19 protein-coding genes are annotated in these 19,807 nt (G+C 71.4%); 14 read left to right on the top strand and 5 right to left on the bottom strand.

Features of this window, described 5'->3' with window-relative positions; genetic code table 11:
• Positions 1-329 precede the first annotated feature (329 nt).
• The 5 genes from VLK66_RS11980 to VLK66_RS11960 all read left to right on the top strand — a co-directional run bounded on the left by VLK66_RS11980 (position 330) and on the right by VLK66_RS11960 (position 5,317).
• Complete coding sequence (locus VLK66_RS11980) at positions 330-2,423, top strand: PAS domain S-box protein (RefSeq protein ID WP_325309655.1); 2,094 nt, start codon at positions 330-332, stop codon at positions 2,421-2,423.
• The gene (locus VLK66_RS11975; protein WP_325309654.1) at positions 2,420-3,064 is read left to right on the top strand and encodes a response regulator transcription factor; all 645 of its coding nucleotides are present in this window, start codon (positions 2,420-2,422) and stop codon (positions 3,062-3,064) included. The genes VLK66_RS11980 and VLK66_RS11975 overlap by 4 nt, the downstream gene beginning before the upstream one ends.
• Positions 3,065-3,841: 777 nt before the next feature.
• The gene (locus VLK66_RS11970) at positions 3,842-4,474 is read left to right on the top strand and encodes a hypothetical protein (protein ID WP_325309653.1); all 633 of its coding nucleotides are present in this window, start codon (positions 3,842-3,844) and stop codon (positions 4,472-4,474) included.
• A 29-nt stretch (positions 4,475-4,503) separates the two neighbouring features.
• Positions 4,504-4,959, top strand: coding sequence for a hypothetical protein (locus VLK66_RS11965; RefSeq protein WP_325309652.1), 456 nt, complete (start codon positions 4,504-4,506; stop codon positions 4,957-4,959).
• 34 nt (positions 4,960-4,993) lie between these two features.
• The gene (locus VLK66_RS11960) at positions 4,994-5,317 is read left to right on the top strand and encodes a hypothetical protein (RefSeq protein ID WP_325309651.1); all 324 of its coding nucleotides are present in this window, start codon (positions 4,994-4,996) and stop codon (positions 5,315-5,317) included.
• Positions 5,318-5,459: 142 nt separating this feature from the next.
• Here VLK66_RS11960 and VLK66_RS11955 read toward each other — a convergent pair whose 3' ends face one another.
• Entirely contained in the window at positions 5,460-5,912 is a 453-nt protein-coding gene (locus tag VLK66_RS11955) for a hypothetical protein (protein WP_325309650.1), read from the bottom strand.
• Positions 5,913-5,962: 50 nt separating this feature from the next.
• Positions 5,963-7,858, bottom strand: coding sequence for a CheR family methyltransferase (locus VLK66_RS11950; protein WP_325309649.1), 1,896 nt, complete (start codon positions 7,856-7,858; stop codon positions 5,963-5,965).
• Between the two features lie 245 nt (positions 7,859-8,103).
• Here VLK66_RS11950 and VLK66_RS11945 point away from each other — a divergent pair, with 245 nt between their 5' ends.
• Positions 8,104-9,138 (top strand): chemotaxis protein CheB, encoded by a 1,035-nt coding sequence (locus VLK66_RS11945; RefSeq protein WP_325309648.1) that lies wholly within the window; start codon positions 8,104-8,106, stop codon positions 9,136-9,138.
• 105 nt (positions 9,139-9,243) lie between these two features.
• On the opposite strand, the gene VLK66_RS11940 is transcribed toward VLK66_RS11945, so the two are convergent.
• From VLK66_RS11940 to VLK66_RS11930, 3 genes are all read right to left on the bottom strand, one after another.
• Positions 9,244-9,666 carry a type II toxin-antitoxin system VapC family toxin gene (locus VLK66_RS11940; RefSeq protein ID WP_325309647.1) on the bottom strand — a complete coding sequence of 141 codons (423 nt, stop codon included), beginning with the start codon at positions 9,664-9,666 and terminating at the stop codon, positions 9,244-9,246.
• A complete protein-coding gene (locus VLK66_RS11935) occupies positions 9,663-9,968 on the bottom strand; it encodes a hypothetical protein (RefSeq protein ID WP_325309646.1) in 306 nt (101 codons plus the stop codon). Before VLK66_RS11935 ends, VLK66_RS11940 begins: the two co-directional genes overlap by 4 nt.
• A gap of 119 nt (positions 9,969-10,087) precedes the next feature.
• Complete coding sequence (locus tag VLK66_RS11930) at positions 10,088-10,549, bottom strand: EVE domain-containing protein (RefSeq protein ID WP_325309645.1); 462 nt, start codon at positions 10,547-10,549, stop codon at positions 10,088-10,090.
• A gap of 482 nt (positions 10,550-11,031) precedes the next feature.
• Here VLK66_RS11930 and VLK66_RS11925 point away from each other — a divergent pair, with 482 nt between their 5' ends.
• The 8 genes from VLK66_RS11925 to VLK66_RS11890 all read left to right on the top strand — a co-directional run bounded on the left by VLK66_RS11925 (position 11,032) and on the right by VLK66_RS11890 (position 19,512).
• Positions 11,032-11,799: a thioesterase II family protein gene (locus VLK66_RS11925; protein ID WP_325309644.1), complete on the top strand. Its 768-nt coding sequence runs from the start codon at positions 11,032-11,034 to the stop codon at positions 11,797-11,799.
• A gap of 495 nt (positions 11,800-12,294) precedes the next feature.
• On the top strand, positions 12,295-13,707 hold the full coding sequence (locus tag VLK66_RS11920) for a hypothetical protein (protein ID WP_325309643.1): 1,413 nt from the start codon (positions 12,295-12,297) through the stop codon (positions 13,705-13,707).
• A gap of 248 nt (positions 13,708-13,955) precedes the next feature.
• Positions 13,956-14,540 (top strand): hypothetical protein, encoded by a 585-nt coding sequence (locus VLK66_RS11915; RefSeq protein WP_325309642.1) that lies wholly within the window; start codon positions 13,956-13,958, stop codon positions 14,538-14,540.
• A gap of 45 nt (positions 14,541-14,585) precedes the next feature.
• Positions 14,586-15,083 carry a DUF2059 domain-containing protein gene (locus tag VLK66_RS11910; RefSeq protein ID WP_325309641.1) on the top strand — a complete coding sequence of 166 codons (498 nt, stop codon included), beginning with the start codon at positions 14,586-14,588 and terminating at the stop codon, positions 15,081-15,083.
• A 174-nt stretch (positions 15,084-15,257) separates the two neighbouring features.
• The gene (locus tag VLK66_RS11905) at positions 15,258-15,788 is read left to right on the top strand and encodes a GNAT family N-acetyltransferase (RefSeq protein ID WP_325309640.1); all 531 of its coding nucleotides are present in this window, start codon (positions 15,258-15,260) and stop codon (positions 15,786-15,788) included.
• Between the two features lie 143 nt (positions 15,789-15,931).
• Positions 15,932-16,822, top strand: coding sequence for a DUF4440 domain-containing protein (locus VLK66_RS11900; RefSeq protein ID WP_325309639.1), 891 nt, complete (start codon positions 15,932-15,934; stop codon positions 16,820-16,822).
• Positions 16,823-17,245: 423 nt separating this feature from the next.
• Positions 17,246-18,700 carry a DUF4403 family protein gene (locus VLK66_RS11895; RefSeq protein ID WP_325309638.1) on the top strand — a complete coding sequence of 485 codons (1,455 nt, stop codon included), beginning with the start codon at positions 17,246-17,248 and terminating at the stop codon, positions 18,698-18,700.
• Positions 18,697-19,512, top strand: a complete 816-nt coding sequence (locus VLK66_RS11890; RefSeq protein ID WP_325309637.1) for an SDR family oxidoreductase — start codon at positions 18,697-18,699, stop codon at positions 19,510-19,512. The genes VLK66_RS11895 and VLK66_RS11890 overlap by 4 nt, the downstream gene beginning before the upstream one ends.
• The last annotated feature ends 295 nt before the right edge of the window (positions 19,513-19,807 follow it).

Genomic DNA, 19,807 nt, shown 5'->3' with positions numbered 1-19,807 from the left:
AGCCTGTCGGGAAATTTCCGGACAGGGGATGCTACGCGCGCGGCTCGGACCCTGCTCCACGGACCGCAAAACGCAGTGGCGCAGCGCCTCTGATCCTTCCCCCGCGCGGGGAATCCGGAGCAATCCGGCCGCGGCTTGGCCCGGAGCCGGCATCCCCCCGGATCCGCGCCCGCTTTCCCGCGGCGCGGTTCCGGCAGGAACGGATGAGGGCGGCCCGCTGTCCAGAGTTTGCAAAAAGTTGAGGGCCGCCGCAAGAGGATCGTGCGGCCGAATCGCACCTCCCGGGATCCAGGGAGGAAAAGCGCGGAGAGGGGACGGGGAGGAGGCGGATGAGCGAGAAGGGCTCCTGGCCGGTGGGCGGCGGCGAAACCGGCGCGCTGATCCGGGCGCGCGACTGGTCCGGGACGCCGCTGGGCCCGGTGGAGGCGTGGCCGCCGGGCCTGCGCACGGCGGTGGACATCATGCTCGGCTGCCCCCAGCCCACCTCGGTGATCTGGGGGCCCGGGCACGTGCAGCTGTACAACGACGCGTACCTCCCCGTCGCCCAGGACCGCCACCCGGCCATCTTCGGCGCGCGCGCGCTGGAAAGCTGGCCCGACGCCCGCGAGCTGCTGGCGGGCGTGCTGGCCGGGATCCTGGCCGGCGGCCCCGCGGTGCAGGCCGAGAACCAGTCCTTCCCGCTCCGCGGCGCCGGTGGTACGGCGGACGAGCGCGTGTTCACCTTCACCTTCTCGCCGGTCCACGACGAGAGCGGCGCGGTGGGCGGCGTGTTCCACCACGTGGTGGAGACCACCGCCGCGGAGCGCGCGCGCGCCGGGCTGCGGGAAAGCGAGGAGCGCTTCCGCGTGCTGGTGGAGGCCACCGCGCAGGCGGTGTGGGAAACCGACGACCGCGGCGAGGTGGTGGCCGACTCGCCCAGCTGGCGCGCGTACACCGGGCAGAAGCCGGGCGAGGCGCTGGGCCAGGGCTGGCTGGACGCCGTGCACCCCGACGACCGGGCGTACGCCGGGCGGCAGTGGCGCGAGGCGGTGCGCGCCGGAACGGCGCTGGACACCGAGTACCGCCTGCGGCGCGCGGACGGCGGCTGGCACTGGACCAACGTGCGCGCCGCCCCGCTGCGCCGCCCCGACGGCTCGGTGGCGCGGTGGGTGGGGATGAACATCGACGTGACCGCCCGCCGCGAGGCCGAGGCGGCGCTGCGCGAAAGCGAGGAGCGGCACCGGCTGATCGTGGCCGGCGCGCGCGACTACGCCATCCTGACCTTCGACCCCCAGGGGCTGGTCACCAGCTGGTCGCCCGGCGCCGAGGCGGTGTTCGGCTGGGCCGCCGCCGAGGCCCTGGGGCAGCCCATCGACATCACCTTCACCCCCGAGGACCGCGCGGCCCGCGCGCCCGACGCCGAGCGCGCGCTCGCCGCCCGCGACGGGTCGGCCCCCGACGTGCGCTGGCACCAGCGCAGCGACGGCTCGCGGGTGTTCATCGAGGGCACCACCCGCGCGCTGCACGGAGAGGACGGCGGGGTGCGCGCGTTCCTGAAGATCGGGCAGGACGTGACGCACCGCCGCCGCATGGACGAGGCGCTGCGCGAGCTGAACGAAACGCTGGAGCGGCGCGTGAGCGAGCGCACCGCCGAGCTGGCGCGCGCCAACGAGGAGCTGCGCGCCGCGCGCGCCGAGCTCACCATCACCAACGAGGTGCTCAGCACCCAGATCACCGAGCGCGAGCAGGCCAGCCAGGCGCGCGGCGAGCTGATGCGGCGCCTGGTGGGCGCCGAGGAGCGCGAACGGCTGCGGCTGTCGCGCGAGCTGCACGACTCGGTGGGGCAGGTGGTGACCGCGCTGCTGCTGGGGCTGAGGGCGCTGGAGCGCGACGCGGGCGGCATCCCCGCGCGCCTGGGCGACCTGGAGCGCCTGGGCGAGCAGATCGCCCGCGAGATCCACCACGTGGCCGCCGCGCTGCGCCCCCCCGCGCTGGACCGGCTGGGGCTGCGCCGCGCCCTCGAGGCGCACCTGGAGGAGTGGGCCGCGCGCTACGGCATCGCCTGCGACTTCCACGCGGTGGGGATCGACGGCGAGCGCTTCGAGCCCGAGATCGAGACCACGCTCTTCCGCGCGGTGCAGGAGGGGCTGACCAACGTGGCGCGGCACGCGGGCGCCGGAGCCGTGAACCTGGTGCTGGAGCGGAGGTCGGGAATGGTGGGGGTGATCCTGGAGGACGACGGGCGGGGCTTCGACGTGGAGGCGGGGATCGAGGCGGCCGCGCACGCCCGGCGGATGGGGCTGCTGGGGATCCGCGAGCGCGTGGGGATGCTGGGGGGCACGGTGGAGATCGAGTCGGCGCCGGGGTCGGGAACCACCCTCTTCGTGCGCCTTCCCGCCCGCGCCGGGCGCGACGAAGCGGCGGGGGAGGAGGAGGAGGGATGACGCTGCGCATCGTGCTGGCCGACGACCACGAGGTGGTGCGCAGCGGGCTGCGCGCGCTGGTCGACGGCACCACGGGGATGGCCGTGGTGGGCGAGGCGCGCGACGGCGCCGAGGCGGTGCGCCGCGCCTGCGAGCTGCGCCCCGACGTGGTGGTGATGGACGTGTCCATGCCGCTGCTGGACGGGGCCGAGGCCACCGAGCGCATCTGCCGCGAGTGCCCCGCGGTGCGGGTGCTGGCGCTCACCATGCACGAGGACCGCGGCCACCTCACGCGGCTGCTGCAGGCGGGCGCGTCGGGCTACCTGCCCAAGCGCGCCGCCGCCGACGAGCTGGTGCGCGCCATCCAGGTGGTGGCCGGCGGGGGCACCTACGTGGACCCGCTGCTGGCCGGCAGCCTGCTGGGCGGCGCCGCCGGGCAGCCCGCGCGCCGCGGCGCCGCCGAGCCCGGGCGCCTGAGCGAGCGCGAGGAAGACGTGCTCCGCCGCATCGCCTGGGGCGCCAGCAACAAGGAGATCGCCACCGAGCTGGGGATCAGCACCAAGACGGTGGAAACCTACAAGGCCCGCATCGCCGAGAAGCTGGGCCTGCGCAGCCGCACCGACATGGTCCGCTACGCCGTGCAGCGCGGGTGGCTGGCGTAGCTGCCGGATTGCACGATCGATCCCCGAATTCGCGATCAGGTGAAGTCACTGTGACGGCGGCGAGCGGGGATCCGGTACCGTGCGCCCTGGACTGCGGCGCGGCGCCGCATGGGTGAGGCGGGTCGGTGTTGGCCTTTGCCACGTCGCCACGTCATCTACGCTCGATAACCCAACAGGCCCTTGACGACAATAACCTCCTGAATGATAATTGGGCACCCTTACACTTACGGGGAGGAGCAAGCTTGGATGTCCAGGCTCCGAGATGCCGCTGTATCACTGGTTTCTTCGCGCTCGTAGCCCGCACGCCAGACGAGCCGTCGCCAACCCTGCTCCGGACCTGCGCGTCGCCCCGTGTGCATCTCGATGCGGATGATTGCACGCCGCGTCCGCCCGATCTCGATCGCCGCCTCGCCATCAGCGTCTCCCGCGCACGAAGCAACCTTGTGATTCCAAGCGTCTGAACGCTCCAGCTGAGCGCTGCTCGATGATCTCGTCAGCCGCCAGGCCAGTGTTGCACCGCTGCCAGTGTGGAGAGGAGATCGCGCGGAATCCACGCGGAGAATGGGTACGAGAACGAGTGAAAGGCTCGACACTACGTCGCGCCTGATGGAACTTCACGCACGAAGGGGGATACAGATGCGGCGATTTTTCGTTCGCCCGCCGCGCGGCATGAGTTCGCGCGGGATCGGTCTCGCGGTTTGCGGGATCGCGCTGATACTGAACGCTGCATGCTCGGATTCGGTCACGGGAGATGAGGCGCGACCGGGTGCGCCACGGATGACCGGAACGGAGTTCCAGCTGGAGGGTGTCACGGCCACCGAGTGCCAGTACGGGGGCGAGTACCCGAACTGCAAGCCGGCCCCGACGACCTCGGGCGACGCGGGCGTCGCGCCTACGCCGGGCAGCGATCCGGCGGCACCGGCCAGCGGAGGCGGCGGCACGAGCCCGCCCCCGGATTCGACGAAGACCACCTGCGATCCGACCACGGACCCGAACTGCGAGCAGCCGCTTACGAAGACCGATTCCACAACGATCCTGAACGCGATCAGGAACTTCGTCCGTGCCGACACGGCGATCGCGGACACTGCCACCCGCAGGAAGTGCCGCGACATGCGGGAGCAGTTCCTGAGAAGCTTCAACAGCGGGTACGTCTATCGGGGAGGAAGCAACACCACTGGATCTCTGGCACACTACGGCGCGACCTACAATTCGCACATCCACTTCGACCCGTGGGCTCTGGATGCTGCAGTCAACAACGCCACGGACCAACGAGAACTTGCCAACACCGCGCTTCACGAGGCTGCCCACGCCCTCGGCTACTCTCATCCCAACGGCATGAGCGCAACGGGCACCTACACGGACGTCCCCTTCAACCTCTTGCCGCCGGGAGCGGGACCATGCCTGAAATGAAAAGGTACGTTTCCGCCGCGGTCACAGTGATGCTCGCTCTCCTTATCCGCGGAGAGCTCGTCGCACAGGCCGGCGGCGCCGCGTCGAAGGTTGCCGCGCTCAACGCCGTGATCGGCTACCGCGCGAACTGGCTGCGCGATTCCACGAAGTTCGATGCATGCAGCGTCTACCGCACGGTCGGATCGCCCGAGCAGGTTTCCGCCGGGCTGCTCCCCGCCTTTCGCGATCTTCTCGTGGCGCGGGCGGCGCCCTGCGACACGCCGGAGACGGTGGATCCGCGGCGGGAAGTGCGCGTCCTGGTGGATTCGGTGAACCTCGCGGGCCCCAACAGACGAGTGTACCTGACCGTTCGTAGAGGAGAGGAGACGCACCGCGAGGAGTATCAGCTCGTGAATCCGGATGCGTGGGCTGTCGACCGCGTGGTGCTCTCGGGCGCCGTCCGGTTCTACTACGCCCGCCCCGGAGCCGGACCTCCGGCCCCCTGACCGCAAGCGCCTTCACGGCCAGACCTGACGAGCGATGAACACACATCACCTTCCGGACACCCGCCGCGGGCGGGCGTACCGGAAAATGCTGGTGGTTTTCTACGTGGTGTCGATCGCCGGAATCACGCTCACGGTGCGCGAGATCGCCGTGAGACTGATGGACAGCGGGCTCGACGCGAGCCGGCTGCAGGCGGGCTTTCTGGGCTTCACCGCGGTGCAGCTGGCGGCGTGGGGGCTCATCTGCCGGATCGGGTACCGGGGGAGCCGCCGCAGCCTCGCGCCCCCCGCGTGGGCCTATGCCGCCGTCACCCTGCTCTCCTGGGCGGCGATCCTCCTGAACCGGCTCGGCGGATCGTGACGCTGCCGCCCGCCGTCGCCGCGGCGACGGGAGCGATCGCCATCATCCCCTGATCGCGTGCGGTTCTCGTGAAAGTCGGAGGAGCAGGGGAACGTGGTCCCCTGCTCCTCCGCTCTTCATCGCCGTCCCGCCGTGCGGAGCATCACCGCACGATCCTGTCCGCCGCGAGTCCCGCGGGCGGCGGGCGTTCCCGCAGCTCGTGCAGCAACGCCTGCATCTCGCGGCGGAGGTGGCGCTCGGCCTCGGCCACGGAGCGGGCCTCCTCGGCGTGGGCGCGCGCCTCCTCGGCCTGCGCGCGGGCCTCCTCCGCGTATCCGCGCGCCCGCTCGGCATCCGCGCGCGCGGCCTCGGCGTGGGCGCGCGCGTCTTCGGCGACGCGCCGCAGCTCCTCGGCTTCATCGCGCTGCCAATCCCGGTTCTCGCGCCCGGCCTCCTGCGCCCAGCGCCGGCTCTCGCCCCGGGTGCGGTCGTCCTCGGCGGTCTCGCGCTCGTGCTCGGCGTCCACGCGCCCGCTCTCGGCCGAGCGGCGCACCTCCTCGGCCACCTCGCTCTCCTCCTCGGCCGGGCTCCGGCCGTCCTCGCCGGGTGCGCGCATGGTTCCCCCTTCCGTGGCTGGCCCGCCCATCGGGCCGCGAAACGATCGCCTCAGGCCGGCGCGGCCGTCGCCGCGTCGCCCCGCGGCGGCGCCCCACCGTCGCGCCATTCCTCCATCACCAGCACGGCCCCGCGGATCTCCTGGTCGACCCCCACGAACGGGGTGACGGCCACCCGGCAGCGGATGGAGCGCCCGCGGCGGTTCACCGCGTCCAGCAGCACCTCTTCGTACTCGCTCTCGCCGCCAATGCAGGCGCGCACCGCCGCCTTCAGCCGCTCCACCGGCAGGCCGATGTCCAGGTTCTGGAAGGCGTGGCCGCTCACCTCGTCGGCGCGCAGCCCCCACAGGTCCTCGGCCTTGCGGTTCCACACGCGGATGTCCTGCCCGCGGTCCAGCACCACCACCCCCGTGCGCAGCGAGGCCAGGATCGAGGTCATCGACGCGTTCACGTGGTTCAGCTCCAGCGTGCGCCGGTGCATCTCGTCGTTCAGCGTCTCCAGCTCCTCGTTGGTGGACTGGAGCTCCTCGTTCATGGTCTCCAGCTCCTCGTTGGTCGACTGGAGCTCCTCGTTGGTCGTCTCCAGCTCCTCGATGGTGCTCTGCAGCTCTTCGTTGGTGGTCTCCAGCTCCTCGTTGGCGGACTGCAGCTCCTCGAAGGCCGTCTCCAGCTCCTGGTGGGCCTCCTGCAGGTCGCTGTTCAGCCGGTGGCTCTGGGTCACGTCGACGAACGCGACGCTGATCCCCAGCAGCGCGCGGGCCTCGCCGAAGAGCGGCGTCACGTGCACGTCGAAGTGGCGGACGTCGCCGTCGGGGGCGGGGAACTCCACCCCGCGCAGCCAGACCGGGCGCTGCTCGGCGCGCACCTGCTCGATGTGCGAGCGCAGCTCCACCGGGCGGTACGAGACGGTCAGGTCCTGCAGCACGCGCCCCTCGTCGCCGGCGGCCAGGTCGAACAGCACGCGCGCCGCGGCGTTCACCAGCACCACGTTCCCCCCCAGGTCCACCACGATCTGCGCGGCGGTCTGCGCGTCGAGCGCCGCGTCGCGCAGCCGGACGCCGCGGGCCAGCTTCTCGGAGCGGTCAGGGCGCGCGGGCGGGCCGATCATCATCAGCCGCTCGCGCAGGTTGGCGCGCGGCGTCCGGCCGAACAGGCGCGCCTTCAGGTCCAGCGGCACGAAAAGGCCGCCCTGGCTGCGCAGCATCTCCGCCTGCCCCAGGAACAGGATCCCCCCGTCGTTCAGCGCGAAGTGCATGCGGCCCACGATGCGCGCCTGGGTGTCGGCGTTGAAGTACATGAGCGTGTTGCGCGACACCAGCAGGTCCAGGTGCGAGATCGGCGCGTCGCGCACCAGGTCGTGCCGCCCGAAGATCACCAGCCGGCGCAGGTCGCCGCGGAAGGCGAAGCGGCTTCCCGAGGGCTCGAAGTACTTCGCCCGCAGCTCCTCGGGCACCGATTCCAGGTCGTCGGCCCGGTAGGTGGCCGCGCGGGCCTGCGCCAGCGCCTCGTCGTCCACGTCGGTGGCGTAGATTTTCACCTCGTCGCGGAAGCGCTCCACCCCCAGCGCCTCGGCCAGCACCATGGCCAGGGTGTACGTCTCCTGTCCGCTGGCGCACCCGGCGCTCCACACCCGCAGCGGGTCGCCGGGGCGCCGGCGCGCGATGAGGCCGGGAAGGTGCTCCTTCACCAGGGTGTCCCACGCCTCGGGGTCGCGGAAGAAGCTGGTGACGTTGATGAGGATGGTGTTGAAGAGCGCCGTGAACTCGGCCGGGTGCGTCTCCAGGTGGTTCCGGTACGCCTCGAACTCCTCGATCCCCACCTCGCTCATCCGCTTGCGCACGCGGCGGCCCAGGGTGGAGCGCTTGTATCCGGTGAAGTCGAACCCGCGCTCGTCGCGCAGGAACTCGAGCAGGCCCTCGAAGGCTTGGTCGGCGGCGGGCTTGGTCATCGGGTCCGGGTGCTGCACGTCGGGTTGCGAACGGCGAGAACGGAATGCCGGGGATGCGGTCAAGAACCCGGCCACCCGCGGCCGCCGCGCGCACGGAAAAGCGGTGGACGAAGTGGCGGGGGTACCGGCGCAATATCCCTGCGCCGCTCGGGCCGTGTCAACCCGCCTGCGGCCCGGTGCGCACGCGACTTGCCACACTTTCCCCTCTGGAGAACGCCGGCGGAACGGACCGGGAAGGGGGGATCTTGGACCAGCGCGACATCATCGTCATCGGCGCGTCGGCGGGCGGGGTGGAGGCGCTGCGCGAGCTCGCGGCCGGGCTGCCGGCGGACTTCCCCGCGGCGATCTTCGCCGTCATCCACTTTCCCCCGTACGGAACCAGCTTCCTTCCCGAGATCCTGACCCGCTCCGGGGCGCTTCCCGCGCGGCATCCGAAGGATGGCGACGCGGTGACGCCGGGAACCATCTGCGTGGCCCCGCCGGACCGGCACCTGCTGCTGGAGCCGGGGGTGGTGCAGCTTTCCCCCGGCCCGCGCGAGAACGGGCACCGCCCCGCGGCCGACCCGCTCTTCCGCACCGCGGCGCGGGCGTACGGGCGGCGGGTGATCGGGGTGGTGCTCACCGGCAACCTGGACGACGGCACCGCCGGGCTGGCCGCGGTGGCCCGGCGCGGCGGCGTTACCGTGGTGCAGGACCCCGCCGACGCGGCGCACCCGGGAATGCCCAGCAGCGCGCTGGCCAACGTGCGGGTGGACCACGCGGTGCCGCTGGCGGAGATGGCGGCGCTGCTGCAGCGCCTGGTCGCGGAGCCCGTCCCCGCCCCCCGCGAGGAGCGCGTGGGCGACGAGCTGGACTTCGAGGCCGACATCGCCGAGATGGAGCCGTACGCGCTGCACGCCGACATCCGGCCGGGGCGCCCCAGCGGCTTCAGCTGCCCCGAGTGCCACGGCGTGCTGTGGGAGATCCAGGACGGCGAGCTGGTGCGCTTCCGCTGCCGCGTGGGGCACGCCTTCGGCCCCGAGACGCTGCTGGCCGAGCAGACGCAGGAGGTGGAGACGGCGCTGTGGACCGCGTTCCAGGCGCTGAAGGAGCGGGCGGCGTTCGCGCGGAAGATGGCGAAGAAGATGGAGTCGCGCGGGAACGAGTTCTCGCGCCGCCGCTTCATGGACCAGGCCGCCGAGGCCGACCAGCGCGCCTCGGTGATCCGCGAGGTGCTGCGCGGCGGCGGCCGCCAGACCATTCCCCAGCAGGTGGCCAACGCGGGCGAGGGGATGGATTAGGCGGGAAGCTCCATCCTGCGCTGGATAGAGCTGCGGCCGCGCGGAACTGGCATTCCGCGCGGCCGCAGCACATGATCGTTCGATGTGAGCGAATCGAAACGACGCTCAGCCCTTCGCCGATTCCGGGACCATCTCCAGGGCCAGCCCTCCGCGGAGCCGGTAGATGCGGAAGTGGTGATCGAGGGTGAAGATCCGGCGCAGGCCCTGCGTTTCCGCGGTGACCATCAGCGACGCGTCCGCCAGGTCCATCGGAGTGTCGCGGTACTTTTCCATCAGCTCGGCGGCCCGGTCGGTCTCCTTACCCGAGAGATCGTGCAGACTCAGGAACCCGCGGCGACGCAGGCTCCAGAGCTGGGCCTGGTACGTGTAGCCTCCCGCCTTCCCGAGCAGGTACATGGCCTCCGTAAAGCACGGCCACGTCGTCAGCAAGCCAGGAGGCAGCTCGCCCGACGTTCGCACGCAACGCGTGTGATACGGATCGTCCTCGTCCAGCAATGCGACGATCGCACCGGCGTCGGTGAGCGTCACTGCCGCCGCCGCGCCTGCTTCTCCAGCATCCCCGCGGCGAACTGCTCGCCCGTCCGTACCGACATCCGCGCTCCGCCCGGCACGTGCTCGCTGCTGTGAAGCACGCCGATGAAGTCCGCGAGCTGGTCCGCGAGCGTCTCCGGCGAGTCGGTGTCCGCCGCACCGTTGGTGGAAGGCGCGTCCGGCTCGGGCTGAAGGCGCTCCAGCAGGAGCTCCTCGGCCAGAAGGTCCGGCGTGGTGCCCCGCGCCTGGGCCGCGTCGGCCAGCAGCGACTCGGTATTCGGTGAGAGATGGATGCTCACGTTCACCTCCTTGTGACGGGCCGCCGATTCCGGCAGCCACCCTGCCCGCGTACGCTGCAGAAATATGTCACTCCGCAGGCCCCGCACCAACCCGTGTCTTCGCACGAGCGGGATCGGCGTCACCCCGCGCGGCCGAGCTTCGTGACGATGCGGAACTCGTCGGGGGTGACGGGCTGGACGGAGAGGCGGCTCTTGTTGATCACCAGCATCTTCTCCAGCCCGGGCGTCCGGCGCAGCTCGTCCAGCGTGATCACGCGCGGGAAGCGCTCCTCGAACTCCACGTCCACCATGTACCAGCGCGGGTCGTCGTCGCCGGCCCTGGGGTCGAAGTACTCGCTCGCGGGGTCGCGGGCGCTGGGGTCCGCGTAGCCGCGGCTGGCCACGCGCGCCAGCCCCGCCACGCCCGTGGGGTCGGCGTTGCTGTGGTAATACAGGACGGGGTCGCCGGGCCGCATCTCGTCACGCATGAAGTTGCGCGCCTGGAAGTTGCGCACGCCCTCCCAGAACGTCTTCCCGTCGCGCGCCAGGTCGTCGATCGAATAGACCTCGGGCTCGCTCTTCATCAGCCAGTGCTTCGCCATCCCGCTCTCCCGTTGCCGTTCATCTCCCGTCCTCGCCCGCCGACATTCTGGCTCCTTCGATGGACGCGGGGCAAGTGAACGGGAGATTCGAGGGCGCGATCGATCCCCATCTCCCGAATTACGATCTTTGGCCCGATCGGGATGGAGATGTAGCCGATGGTGACGCGTGCAAGGATGAAGGGAAGGCGCGGAACGGGCGCTCCGTGCGGCCGAATGGCGCGTTTCTGCCGAAGTGTTGCATCATCTCCGGAAGCCGCCTTTCTTTGGTGATCCCGATGCACGGACAAGCACGAGTTGTCCGGGAGTGATACGCCTGCTCGCCGGAGGCCCCATGCGGACGAAGACCGACGGAGCGCTGCCCCGCTGCCACAGCGGGTACCTGGGATCGGGCAACCGCACGCGCGGAGGTTGACCGGGGGGCGGACAGGCGATCCATTCTCCCGGTCCGCCGTTCCGGTTTTCATCCCCAGCCCCGACCTGCCGTGAGCACCCAGCCGGCGAAGGACCCCTGGATCCAGAGGCCGCGGCCGCGCCCCGAAGCGCGGCTGCGGCTTCTGCTGCTGCCGCACGCGGGCGGCGGCGCGTCGATGTTCCGCGGCTGGACCGACGCCCTGCCGCCCGACGTGGAGGTGTGCCCGGTGCAGCTCCCCGGGCGCGAGAACCGCATGATGGAGAAGGCGTTCGACCGCATGGACCCGCTGGTCGAGACGCTGGCCGGGGTGCTGGAGCGCTGGCGCGACCTGCCGTACGCGGTGTTCGGCCACAGCAACGGCGCCGCGGTCGGCTTCGAGCTGGCGCGGCGGGCCCGGCGCACGGGCACGCCGGGGCCGGTGCACCTGTTCGCCTCGGGCCGCCGCGCGCCCGACATCCCCTCGCGCCTTCCCGACGTGGCCGCGCTCCCGGACGCGGAGATGATCGAGGAGCTGTCCCGGCTGGGCGGGATCCCGCGCGAGGTGACCCAGCACCCCGAGCTGATGCAGCTGCTCCTTCCGCTGCTGCGCGCGGACATGGCGCTGATCGAGACGTACGAGTTCCGCGAAGAGCCGCCGCTCCCCATCCCCATCACCGTGTACACGGGCCTCTCGGACCCGCGCGTCACGATGGACGAGGCCGAGGCATGGGCGCGCCACACCGCGGCGGGCTACCGCATCCGCACCTTCCCCGGCGACCACTTCTACCTGGCCGGGGGGAGTGGATCGGTGCTCGCCGCGCTCTCCGCGGACCTCCGCGGCGTCATCGCGGGGTTGTGATCCTCCCCGCGAGGCCCTCCCCGCGAGGCTTAGGCCGCGTACCCCCTCCCGATAACGGGGCCCGATAACGGGAGGGGGTAACTTCAATCGGGGCGCTCGGATGGTGGCGCATGCCGCGCCGCTGGCGTGATGCGTGGCCCATCCTCGGGCATTGCCGCACGATCCGCAGCCTCCCCGCGGTTAGTTCTCCCCTCCCCCGCGGAGCGGGCGGAGGGGCCGGGGGAGGGGGCCAGCCAGGCGAGTAAGATGCATCCTTAACACTCTGCAGTCTCTTCGCACGCTGAGTCTCGCACTCAGCACTCAGCACTCAGCACTCAGCACTCAGCACTTGGGACTTGGGACTCAGCACTTAGGACTTAGGACTTAGGACTCAGGAGGACTCAGACTCAGCACCCCATCTCCCAACTCGTCCCCTCCACTTGCGCCAACTCGTTCGCGTGTCGAGATTTCGGGCAACTCCTCCCATCTCCCTGCATTCTCCCGCAGTCCCCCTCCATGACTCAGCCGACCGTCGAGACGCCGGGGACGGAGCAGCTCCCGATCGCCGACCTGCACGTGGCCGCGCCGCCGCCCGAGCCGCCCACAACGCTGGGACAGACGCCGCACGAGCCCACGGTTCGCCCCTGGGAGCTGGAGCTGCTGATCTCCGGCGCGCTCGTCTTTTCCATGCTGCAGATCCCCGGGCAGCTGGACGGGTGGTTCTACCGCATGCAGCCGCGGATGGACTCGGTCGGGTTCCTGTTCGTGTTCCTGATCTGGTACTACGTGAAGCTGGCCGTGTACGCGCTGGCCGGCGGCTTTTCGCTGCACCTGGCGGTGCGCGGCTACTGGGTGGGCGTCATCGGGCTCGAGGCCGTGTTCCCGCACGGCATCCGCTGGGACAAAGCGCGCGGCGGGCCCATCATGCGGCAGATGCAGCGCGAGCGCACGCCCTCGCTGCAGACGCTCATCGACCGCGCCGACCGCTTCGCCAGCCTGATCTTCGCCGGGGCGTTCACCCTGGCGCTGCTGCTGGTGTGGTCGCTGATGGCCGGCGGCATGTTCGCGCTGGTGTCGTTCTTCGTCTCGCGCGTGGTGTTCGGCGCGCACCCCGGGGTGGGGGTGCTGGAGGCGATGGTCGCCTGCTTCGTGCTGCCGGTGCTGGTGGCCAGCCTGGTCGACAAGCGCATGGGCGACCGGCTGGACCCCGACGGAGCCGCCGCGCGCTGGATCCGCCGCATCGGGAGAACGTACGCGCGGCTGCAGGAGGTGGCGCTCTTCACCCCGCTGATGCTGACGCTGGCCACCAACCTGCGCGGCCGCCGCGGCGCGCGCACCGCCACCATCGTCCTCATCGCCGGCGGCCTGCTGTTCATCATGAAGGACGCGCTGGGCGAGATCTCCGGGCTCCACGGCGACGGGTACTCGTTCCTTCCCGACGCGCCGGGCGCGCTGGGGGTGGCCACGGATTTCTACGCCGACCGCCGCAGCGACGACCTCATGTCGGCCGGTACGCCGTTCATCCAGAGCGACATGGTGCGCGACCCGTACGTGCGCCTGTTCATCCCCTACCAGCCGCGCCGCCACAACGAGCTGATCGGGCAGAAGTGCGGCGACGTGCGCGAGGCCGTTCCCGCGGCGGGCTTCTTCTCCGCCGCGCGGCCGGAGGGCGACCGCGCCGGGCAGGCGGTGCTGCGCTGCATGGCCGCGCTGCAGCCGGTGACGCTGGACGGGCGCCCCATCTCCCCCGCCTTCCGCTTCGCCACCGAGCCGGAGACGGGCGCGCGGGGGATCGTGGCCTACATCCCCGTGGACGCGATGCCGAAGGGCGAGCACCTGCTCACCGTCTCCCGCCTCCCGCTCATCGACCCCACGCCGGCCGAGGCGAGGGAGCCGCGTCCGCCCTTCAGCATCCCCTTCTGGCTGTAGATCGGCTGCCCCGGACGATCAGTTTCCGCGCGCAGGACGGAAACCCCGGATCTCACGTGGAGACGCGGAGACGCAGAGAGCTCATCGTCGCCCCGAGCTCTCCGCGACTCCGCGTCTCCGCGTGAGATTCAGCGATGCCGGACGCGGCGCCCTGTCGCGTTTCGCGGGCGCGGCGTAGCTTTCGGCATCCCTCCGGCGCACGCCCGTGCGCCGTCTTCCCGGTACGCAGACCCAGATCGCCCACGCCGATGCAATACCCGCTCAGCCTCTCGTTCAAGCTCTTCGCCCTCTCGCCGCAGATCTCCGTGCGCGACGCCGCGGGGCAGCTGCAGATGTACGTGAAGCAGAAGGCCTTCAAGCTGAAGGAGGCCGTCACCGTCTTCGGCGACGAGCAGCAGACCCGGCCGCTGTACAACCTGCAGGCCGACCGCGTGATCGACTTCCGCGCGCGCTACCACTTCACCGACGCGGCGGGCAACTACATCGCCTCGGTGAAGCGCCAGGGCGCGCGCTCCATCTGGCGCGCGCGCTACGACATCGAGGTGAACGGCCAGGTGGTGCTCACCATCCAGGAAGAGAACCCCTGGATCAAGGTGGCCGACGCCGTGTTCAGCGACCTGCCCATCGTGGGGATGTTCGCGGGCTACGTCTTCAACCCGGCCTACTCGGTCACCGCGCCCGACGGCACCGTGCTGATGCGGCTGGTGAAGGAGCCCGCCTTCATGCAGGGGAAGTTCCGCATCGAGGAGATCGTGGACCTTCCCGAGCACGACGAGGTGCGCATCATCCTGTCGCTGCTGATGATGCTGCTGCTGGAGCGCCGCCGCGGCTGAGCGCCGCTCCACCATCACCCCACCTTGATGGAGGGACCGACGACGATGAAGACGAGGATGGCCCTGGCCGCCGTGGCGCTGCTGGCGCTGGCCCGCCCCGCGCACGCGCAGGACCCGTCGCCCGCGCGGATGCGCGCCGCGGCCGAGGTGCTGGAGGCCGGCCAGCTGCAGCGCGGCTACGAGCGCACGCTGGACCTGATGATCGAGCAGCAGAAGCAGACCAACCCGGCGATCGCGCAGTACGAGCAGCAGATGCGCGACTTCTTCCGGAAGTACATCAGCTGGGCGCAGATCGAGCCCGAGTTCGTGCGCCTCTACGCCGAAACGTACACCGAGGACGAGCTGCGCCAGCTGGCCGCGTTCTACCGCACGCCGCTGGGCCGGCGGCTGATGGAGACGCAGCCGGAGCTGGCCGCGCGCTCGTCCGAGGTCACCCAGCGGCTGCTGCGGGAGCACCTCCCCGAGCTGATGCAGACGGTGATGGAGGCGGAGCAGCAGAGCCGCAGCCGGGCCACCCCCGGCGGCACCCCGAAGAAGCCCTGACCCACCCGCGCGGCCGCCCTCACCGGTGGCCGCGCTCGCTTTCGCAGCGGAACCGGCTTTCGAGCCGAACAGCCTCGCGTAGTTTGCGAGGCTTCCCGTAGTTGTTGCTGCGACTTTAGTCGCCGGTGACCGGCTGCGGCCGGAGCTTTTTCTTCACCGCGGGAAGACACCCGGATGAGCACGCTGCTGGTGACGCCCCGGCTGGAGCTGGTGGGGTGCAGCCCGGAGCTGCTCCGCGCCGAGGGCGACGACCGCGCGCGCTTCGGCCACCTGCTGGACGCCCGCATCCCGGGTGACTGGCCGCCGGAGCTGTACGACGACGATGCGCGGCTCTGGACGCTGCGGGCGGTCGAGGGCGCGCCGGAGCACGAGGGATGGTGGATGTACTACCTGGTGCTGCGGGAAGACCGCGAGCTGGCGGGCGTGGCCGGATACAAGGGCCCGCCGGCGGAGGATGGGACGGTGGAGGTGGGATACGGGGTGATGCCCGATCACCGCCGCCGCGGGCTGGCCACGGAGGCCACGCGCGCGCTGGTGGAGCGCGCCTTCGCCTTCCCGCGCGTCACCCGCGTCGTCGCGGAGACGTTTCCGCACCTGGAGCCGTCCATCGGCGTGCTGCGCAACCTCGGCTTCACGCTCGAGGGTCCGGGCTCGGAGGAGGGCGTCATCCGCTTCCAGCTCCCGCGCGAGGATTGGCCCGGCTGATCTCACGCGGAGCCGCGGGGACGCGGAGGGCTCCGGGCGAGCGATGAGTTCTCCCGCGCCTCCGCGGCTCCGCGTGAGGCCCTTGGATGGCTGAAGTCCGCACCGTACTGTAGACGCTCACCGTTTCTCCATCTCCTGATCCGATGCCCCGCCTCCCTATCGCCGCGTCCGTCTTGCTGCTCGTGCTCACCGGCTGCCCGTTCGTGGACCCGGCGCCGGTGTTCCTGCCCGAGGTGCCGGTCGCGGAGGCGGAGCGCGCGTTCGCCGATGCGGCGGCACGCGAGGGGGTGCGCGACGCGTTCGTGCGCTTCGCCAGCGACAGCGCAATCGCCTTTCGCCCGGAGCCGGAGAACGCGAAGGAGGGCTGGCGGCGCAGCGGGCCGGTTCCCGGGCGGCTGAGCTGGTACCCGGTGTACGTGCGCGCCGCCGCGTCGGGCGACCTGGGGTTCACCACCGGGCCGTACGAGCGGCGCGACAGCACCGGCACGCTGCAGGGCACCGGTACCTACTTCACCGTCTGGCGCCGCGAGGCGGAGGGATGGCGGTGGGTGGTCGATCTCGGCACGCCCGGCGGCCCGCCCGCGACCGCGCCGGAAGCGTGGCGGCCCGACCCGCGGCGCCGGCCGCCGGCATCGCGCTCCAGCCCCGGCGCCGCGCGCTCGCTGATGGCGGCGGACAGCGCCTTCGCCGCGCGCGCGGAGGCGGCGGGGTTCGCGCGCGCCCTGGCCGACTTCGGACACGCGGAGATGCGGCTGATGCGCCGGGGCTCGCCTCCGCGCGTCGGGCTCGCCGGCGCGGTGGCCGCGGCGGCGGCGGACAGCGCGCGTCGATACTCGGCCGAGCCGGCGCGCGGCTACGCATCGGCCGCGGGAGACCTGGGGTGGACGTGGGGCGAGTACCGGCTGGTGCATCCCGGCGCCGGCCGCCGTGAGACCGGGCACTACGTCCACGTGTGGCTCCGCGAGGGCGGGACGGGCGAGTGGCGGCTGCTCCTCGACGTCGTCTCCCCGCGCCCGCCGGAGCGCGACGAGTAGCCGAGCCGCGGGCCAGCTTACCGAGCTCTGCCGAGCTTGCCAAGCGAATAAATTCGCGGCAACAACTGCACAAAGTCCGCCTTCGCGGACTCGCGCCGCACCATCGTGGCGGCTCCGAGCTGGTGGTGCCGCCTCCGATGAGTTCTCCCCTCCCCCGCGGAACGGGGGAAGAGCCGGGGGAGGGGGCCAGCCAGGCGGGCAGGATGCTTCGGAAGATGAACGAAGCAGGATCGCCCCCGTCACACCGAAGCCCGCGACGAATGCGTGGGCGATGGCGGCCCCGCCGAGCCAGGGAGAGGGCCGGCCCGGTACGCAAATCGCTATCTCCATCTACCGACACAATCTCCACCCATCTTCCGTAGTCCGTATCCAGCAACGAGATCCACGGATTCCTCTCGCCCACCCGAATCCATCGCCACGCCCTTGCGGAACCGAACTCTGCTGATCGCCGCCGTGCTGCTCGCGGGGTGCCGCGACAACGTGCGCATCCCCCCGCCCGGCACCGGCGACGCCGCGCGGCCGGTGCCCGAGCTGGACGCGTCGACCGTCAACCTGCCCGTCACCGTGTCGCTGGCCAACATCGCCGCGCAGGTGGAGAGCAAGGTGCCGCGCGGCCAGAACCGCGAGGACGAGTGGCAGCCCATCGGCAAGTACGCCGTGGTGGGCACCGTGTACGTGAAGGAGATGTGGACGCGCGAACCGCTGCGGCTGGAGATCGACGGCGACCACGTGGACATGGCCACGAGGGTGCGCTACCGCGCCCGCATCGCCGCGCACCCGTGCGTGCCGCTGGCCGGATGCCGCTGGGTGCAGCTGGGCTCGTGCGGCGTGGACGGCCCCATGCCGTCGCTGGAGGTGGGGCTGCGCACCACCCTGCTCTGGCGCCGCGACTGGACGGTGGCGCCGCACACCACCGCGCGCCCGGTGGACCCCGGCATCCCCTGCAAGCTGACCGAGGCCAACATCGACGTGACCGACCGCGTGCGCGACCTGGTGCAGAAGCAGCTGGACGGCGCCGCGCCGCAGGTGGACGAGAAGATCCGCGACGCCGCGCAGCTGCGCCAGCGGGTGGAAGACGTGTGGAGCGACGCGCAGCAGCCGATCGAGGCCGCGAAGGGCGTGTACCTGGTCCTCCAGCCCGAGTCCATCGCCGCGACGAAGCCCAGCGGGAAGGGGACGACGATGAGCACCACCGTTTCCCTCACCCTGCGCCCCAGGGTGGTGATCGGCGACCGCCCCGAGGTGAAGGAAAAGCCGCTTCCCGAGGGCGGCGACCCGTCGCCCGGACGCGGCTTCCGCGTGGCGCTGGTGGCCGAGCTGCCGTACGAGTCGGCCAACGAGATCCTGGGCAAGCAGCTGGTCGGCCGCACCTTCGACGTGAAGGGGCACAAGGTGAAGGTGCGCGCCGCGCGGCTGTACGGCGGGGGGAGCCGCGTGGTGCTGGCGGTACGGGTGAGCGGCGACGCGCGCGGCGAGCTGTACTTCGTGGGAACTCCGGCGTTCGACCCGCAGACGCAGGTGGTGTCGGTCCCCGACCTGGACTACTCGGTGGAGAGCCGGCAGCTGCTGCCGCAGGTGGCCGACTGGCTGCTGTACGACGACCTGCGCGACCAGATGCGCGCCGCCGCGCACTTCGACGTGAGCGACCGGGTGGAGAAGATCCGCCACGACGTGGACCGGGCGCTGAACCGCAACCTGGGGCGCAGCGTGCGGCTGGCGGGCGGGGTGGACGCCATCCGTCCGCTGGGCGTGTCGGTCTTCGCCACCTCGCTGGCCGCGGTTGTGGAGGCCAACGGCCACGTGCAGATTCACGTGAACGTGGGCGGCTCCGCGCGCCCGGCACCTCCATCCCCCTCCACCGCCGCCGGCCGACGATGAGCGACGCGCCCTTCCGCGAGAACGTGGTGGTGCTCACCGGCGCCTCGGCGGGGATCGGGCGCGAGATGGCGCTGCAGCTGGCCGCGCAGGGTGCATGGCTGGTCCTGGCCGCGCGCGACGCGGCGAAGCTGGGCGCGGTGGCCGACGCCTGCCGCGCGGCCGGCGCGAAGGCGGTCGCCGTTCCCACCGACGTAGGCGACGAGGCGCAGTGCCGGGCGCTGGTGGAGCGCGCGGCCGACCAGTTCGGGCGCGTGGACACGCTGGTGAACAACGCGGGGATCGGAATGTGGGCGCGCTTCGACGAGATGACGGATCTCGCCCCGTTCGAGCGGATCATGCGCGTGAACTACCTGGGGAGCGTGTACCCCACCTTCTACGCGCTGCCGCACCTGAAGAAGTCGCGCGGGCGGATCGTGGCGGTGAACAGCCTGACGGGGCGCACCGGCGTTCCCACGCGCAGCGGCTACGCGGCCAGCAAGCACGCGGCGGCCGGGTTCTTCGACTCCATCCGCATCGAGCTGGACGGGAGCGGGGTGACGGTGACGCAGGTGTTCCCCGGCTTCGTCGCCACGGAGATCCGCGAGCGCGCCTTCGGTCCGCACGGGCACCCGCTGGGCCACGGCAACAGCCCCGTGCGCGAGGGCGAGGTGATGACGGCGGAGGAGTGCGCCCGCCAGATCATCGACGCCGCGGCGAAGCGCAAGCGCGAGCTGATCATGACGCTGCGCGGCAAGATCGGCGCGAAGCTGAAGCTCGTCGCCCCCAACCTGGTGGACCGCATCGCGAAGAAGGCGATCGAGCAGGGGAAGTAGGAAACCGGGATTCGCGCGGAAAAGCAGGGCAGCGGAGGAATTCCCTCTGCTGCTCTGCTCTTATATCAGATCTGGTGATCAACTGTGCATTACAGACGCACAGAGAGACGTCATCCTGAGTCGAACACCGCGCTGCGCGCGACCACGAGGATGAAAGGAGATTGGTCGTGAGCACCGGGGCCGCGGAGTGAGCGGATCAGCCTCGCGCAGTTTGCGAGGCTTCCCGTAGTTGTTGCTGCGACTTCAGTCGCCGGTGACCGGCTGCGCGCGGAACTTTCCATTCAGGCCGGCCACA

Source organism: Longimicrobium sp., from assembly GCF_035474595.1.
Taxonomy (GTDB): Bacteria; Gemmatimonadota; Gemmatimonadetes; order Longimicrobiales; family Longimicrobiaceae; genus Longimicrobium.
The sequence above is the reverse complement of the archived record's forward strand: the minus strand, read 5'-3'. Positions and strand labels throughout refer to the sequence as shown.

What these genes read in the sequence shown, in the direction of transcription:
- VLK66_RS11950 (WP_325309649.1), bottom strand. Translation starts at nt 7,858, where the DNA reads ATGACCAAGCCCGCCGCCGACCAAGCCTTCGAGGGCCTGCTCGAGTTC.
- VLK66_RS11960 (WP_325309651.1), top strand. Translation starts at nt 4,994, where the DNA reads ATGAACACACATCACCTTCCGGACACCCGCCGCGGGCGGGCGTACCGG.
- VLK66_RS11955 (WP_325309650.1), bottom strand. Translation starts at nt 5,912, where the DNA reads ATGCGCGCACCCGGCGAGGACGGCCGGAGCCCGGCCGAGGAGGAGAGC.
- VLK66_RS11970 (WP_325309653.1), top strand. Translation starts at nt 3,842, where the DNA reads ATGACCGGAACGGAGTTCCAGCTGGAGGGTGTCACGGCCACCGAGTGC.
- VLK66_RS11890 (WP_325309637.1), top strand. Translation starts at nt 18,697, where the DNA reads ATGAGCGACGCGCCCTTCCGCGAGAACGTGGTGGTGCTCACCGGCGCC.
- VLK66_RS11930 (WP_325309645.1), bottom strand. Translation starts at nt 10,549, where the DNA reads ATGGCGAAGCACTGGCTGATGAAGAGCGAGCCCGAGGTCTATTCGATC.
- VLK66_RS11915 (WP_325309642.1), top strand. Translation starts at nt 13,956, where the DNA reads ATGCAATACCCGCTCAGCCTCTCGTTCAAGCTCTTCGCCCTCTCGCCG.
- VLK66_RS11900 (WP_325309639.1), top strand. Translation starts at nt 15,932, where the DNA reads ATGCCCCGCCTCCCTATCGCCGCGTCCGTCTTGCTGCTCGTGCTCACC.
- VLK66_RS11980 (WP_325309655.1), top strand. Translation starts at nt 330, where the DNA reads ATGAGCGAGAAGGGCTCCTGGCCGGTGGGCGGCGGCGAAACCGGCGCG.
- VLK66_RS11975 (WP_325309654.1), top strand. Translation starts at nt 2,420, where the DNA reads ATGACGCTGCGCATCGTGCTGGCCGACGACCACGAGGTGGTGCGCAGC.
- VLK66_RS11905 (WP_325309640.1), top strand. Translation starts at nt 15,258, where the DNA reads ATGAGCACGCTGCTGGTGACGCCCCGGCTGGAGCTGGTGGGGTGCAGC.
- VLK66_RS11965 (WP_325309652.1), top strand. Translation starts at nt 4,504, where the DNA reads ATGCTCGCTCTCCTTATCCGCGGAGAGCTCGTCGCACAGGCCGGCGGC.
- VLK66_RS11910 (WP_325309641.1), top strand. Translation starts at nt 14,586, where the DNA reads ATGAAGACGAGGATGGCCCTGGCCGCCGTGGCGCTGCTGGCGCTGGCC.
- VLK66_RS11920 (WP_325309643.1), top strand. Translation starts at nt 12,295, where the DNA reads ATGACTCAGCCGACCGTCGAGACGCCGGGGACGGAGCAGCTCCCGATC.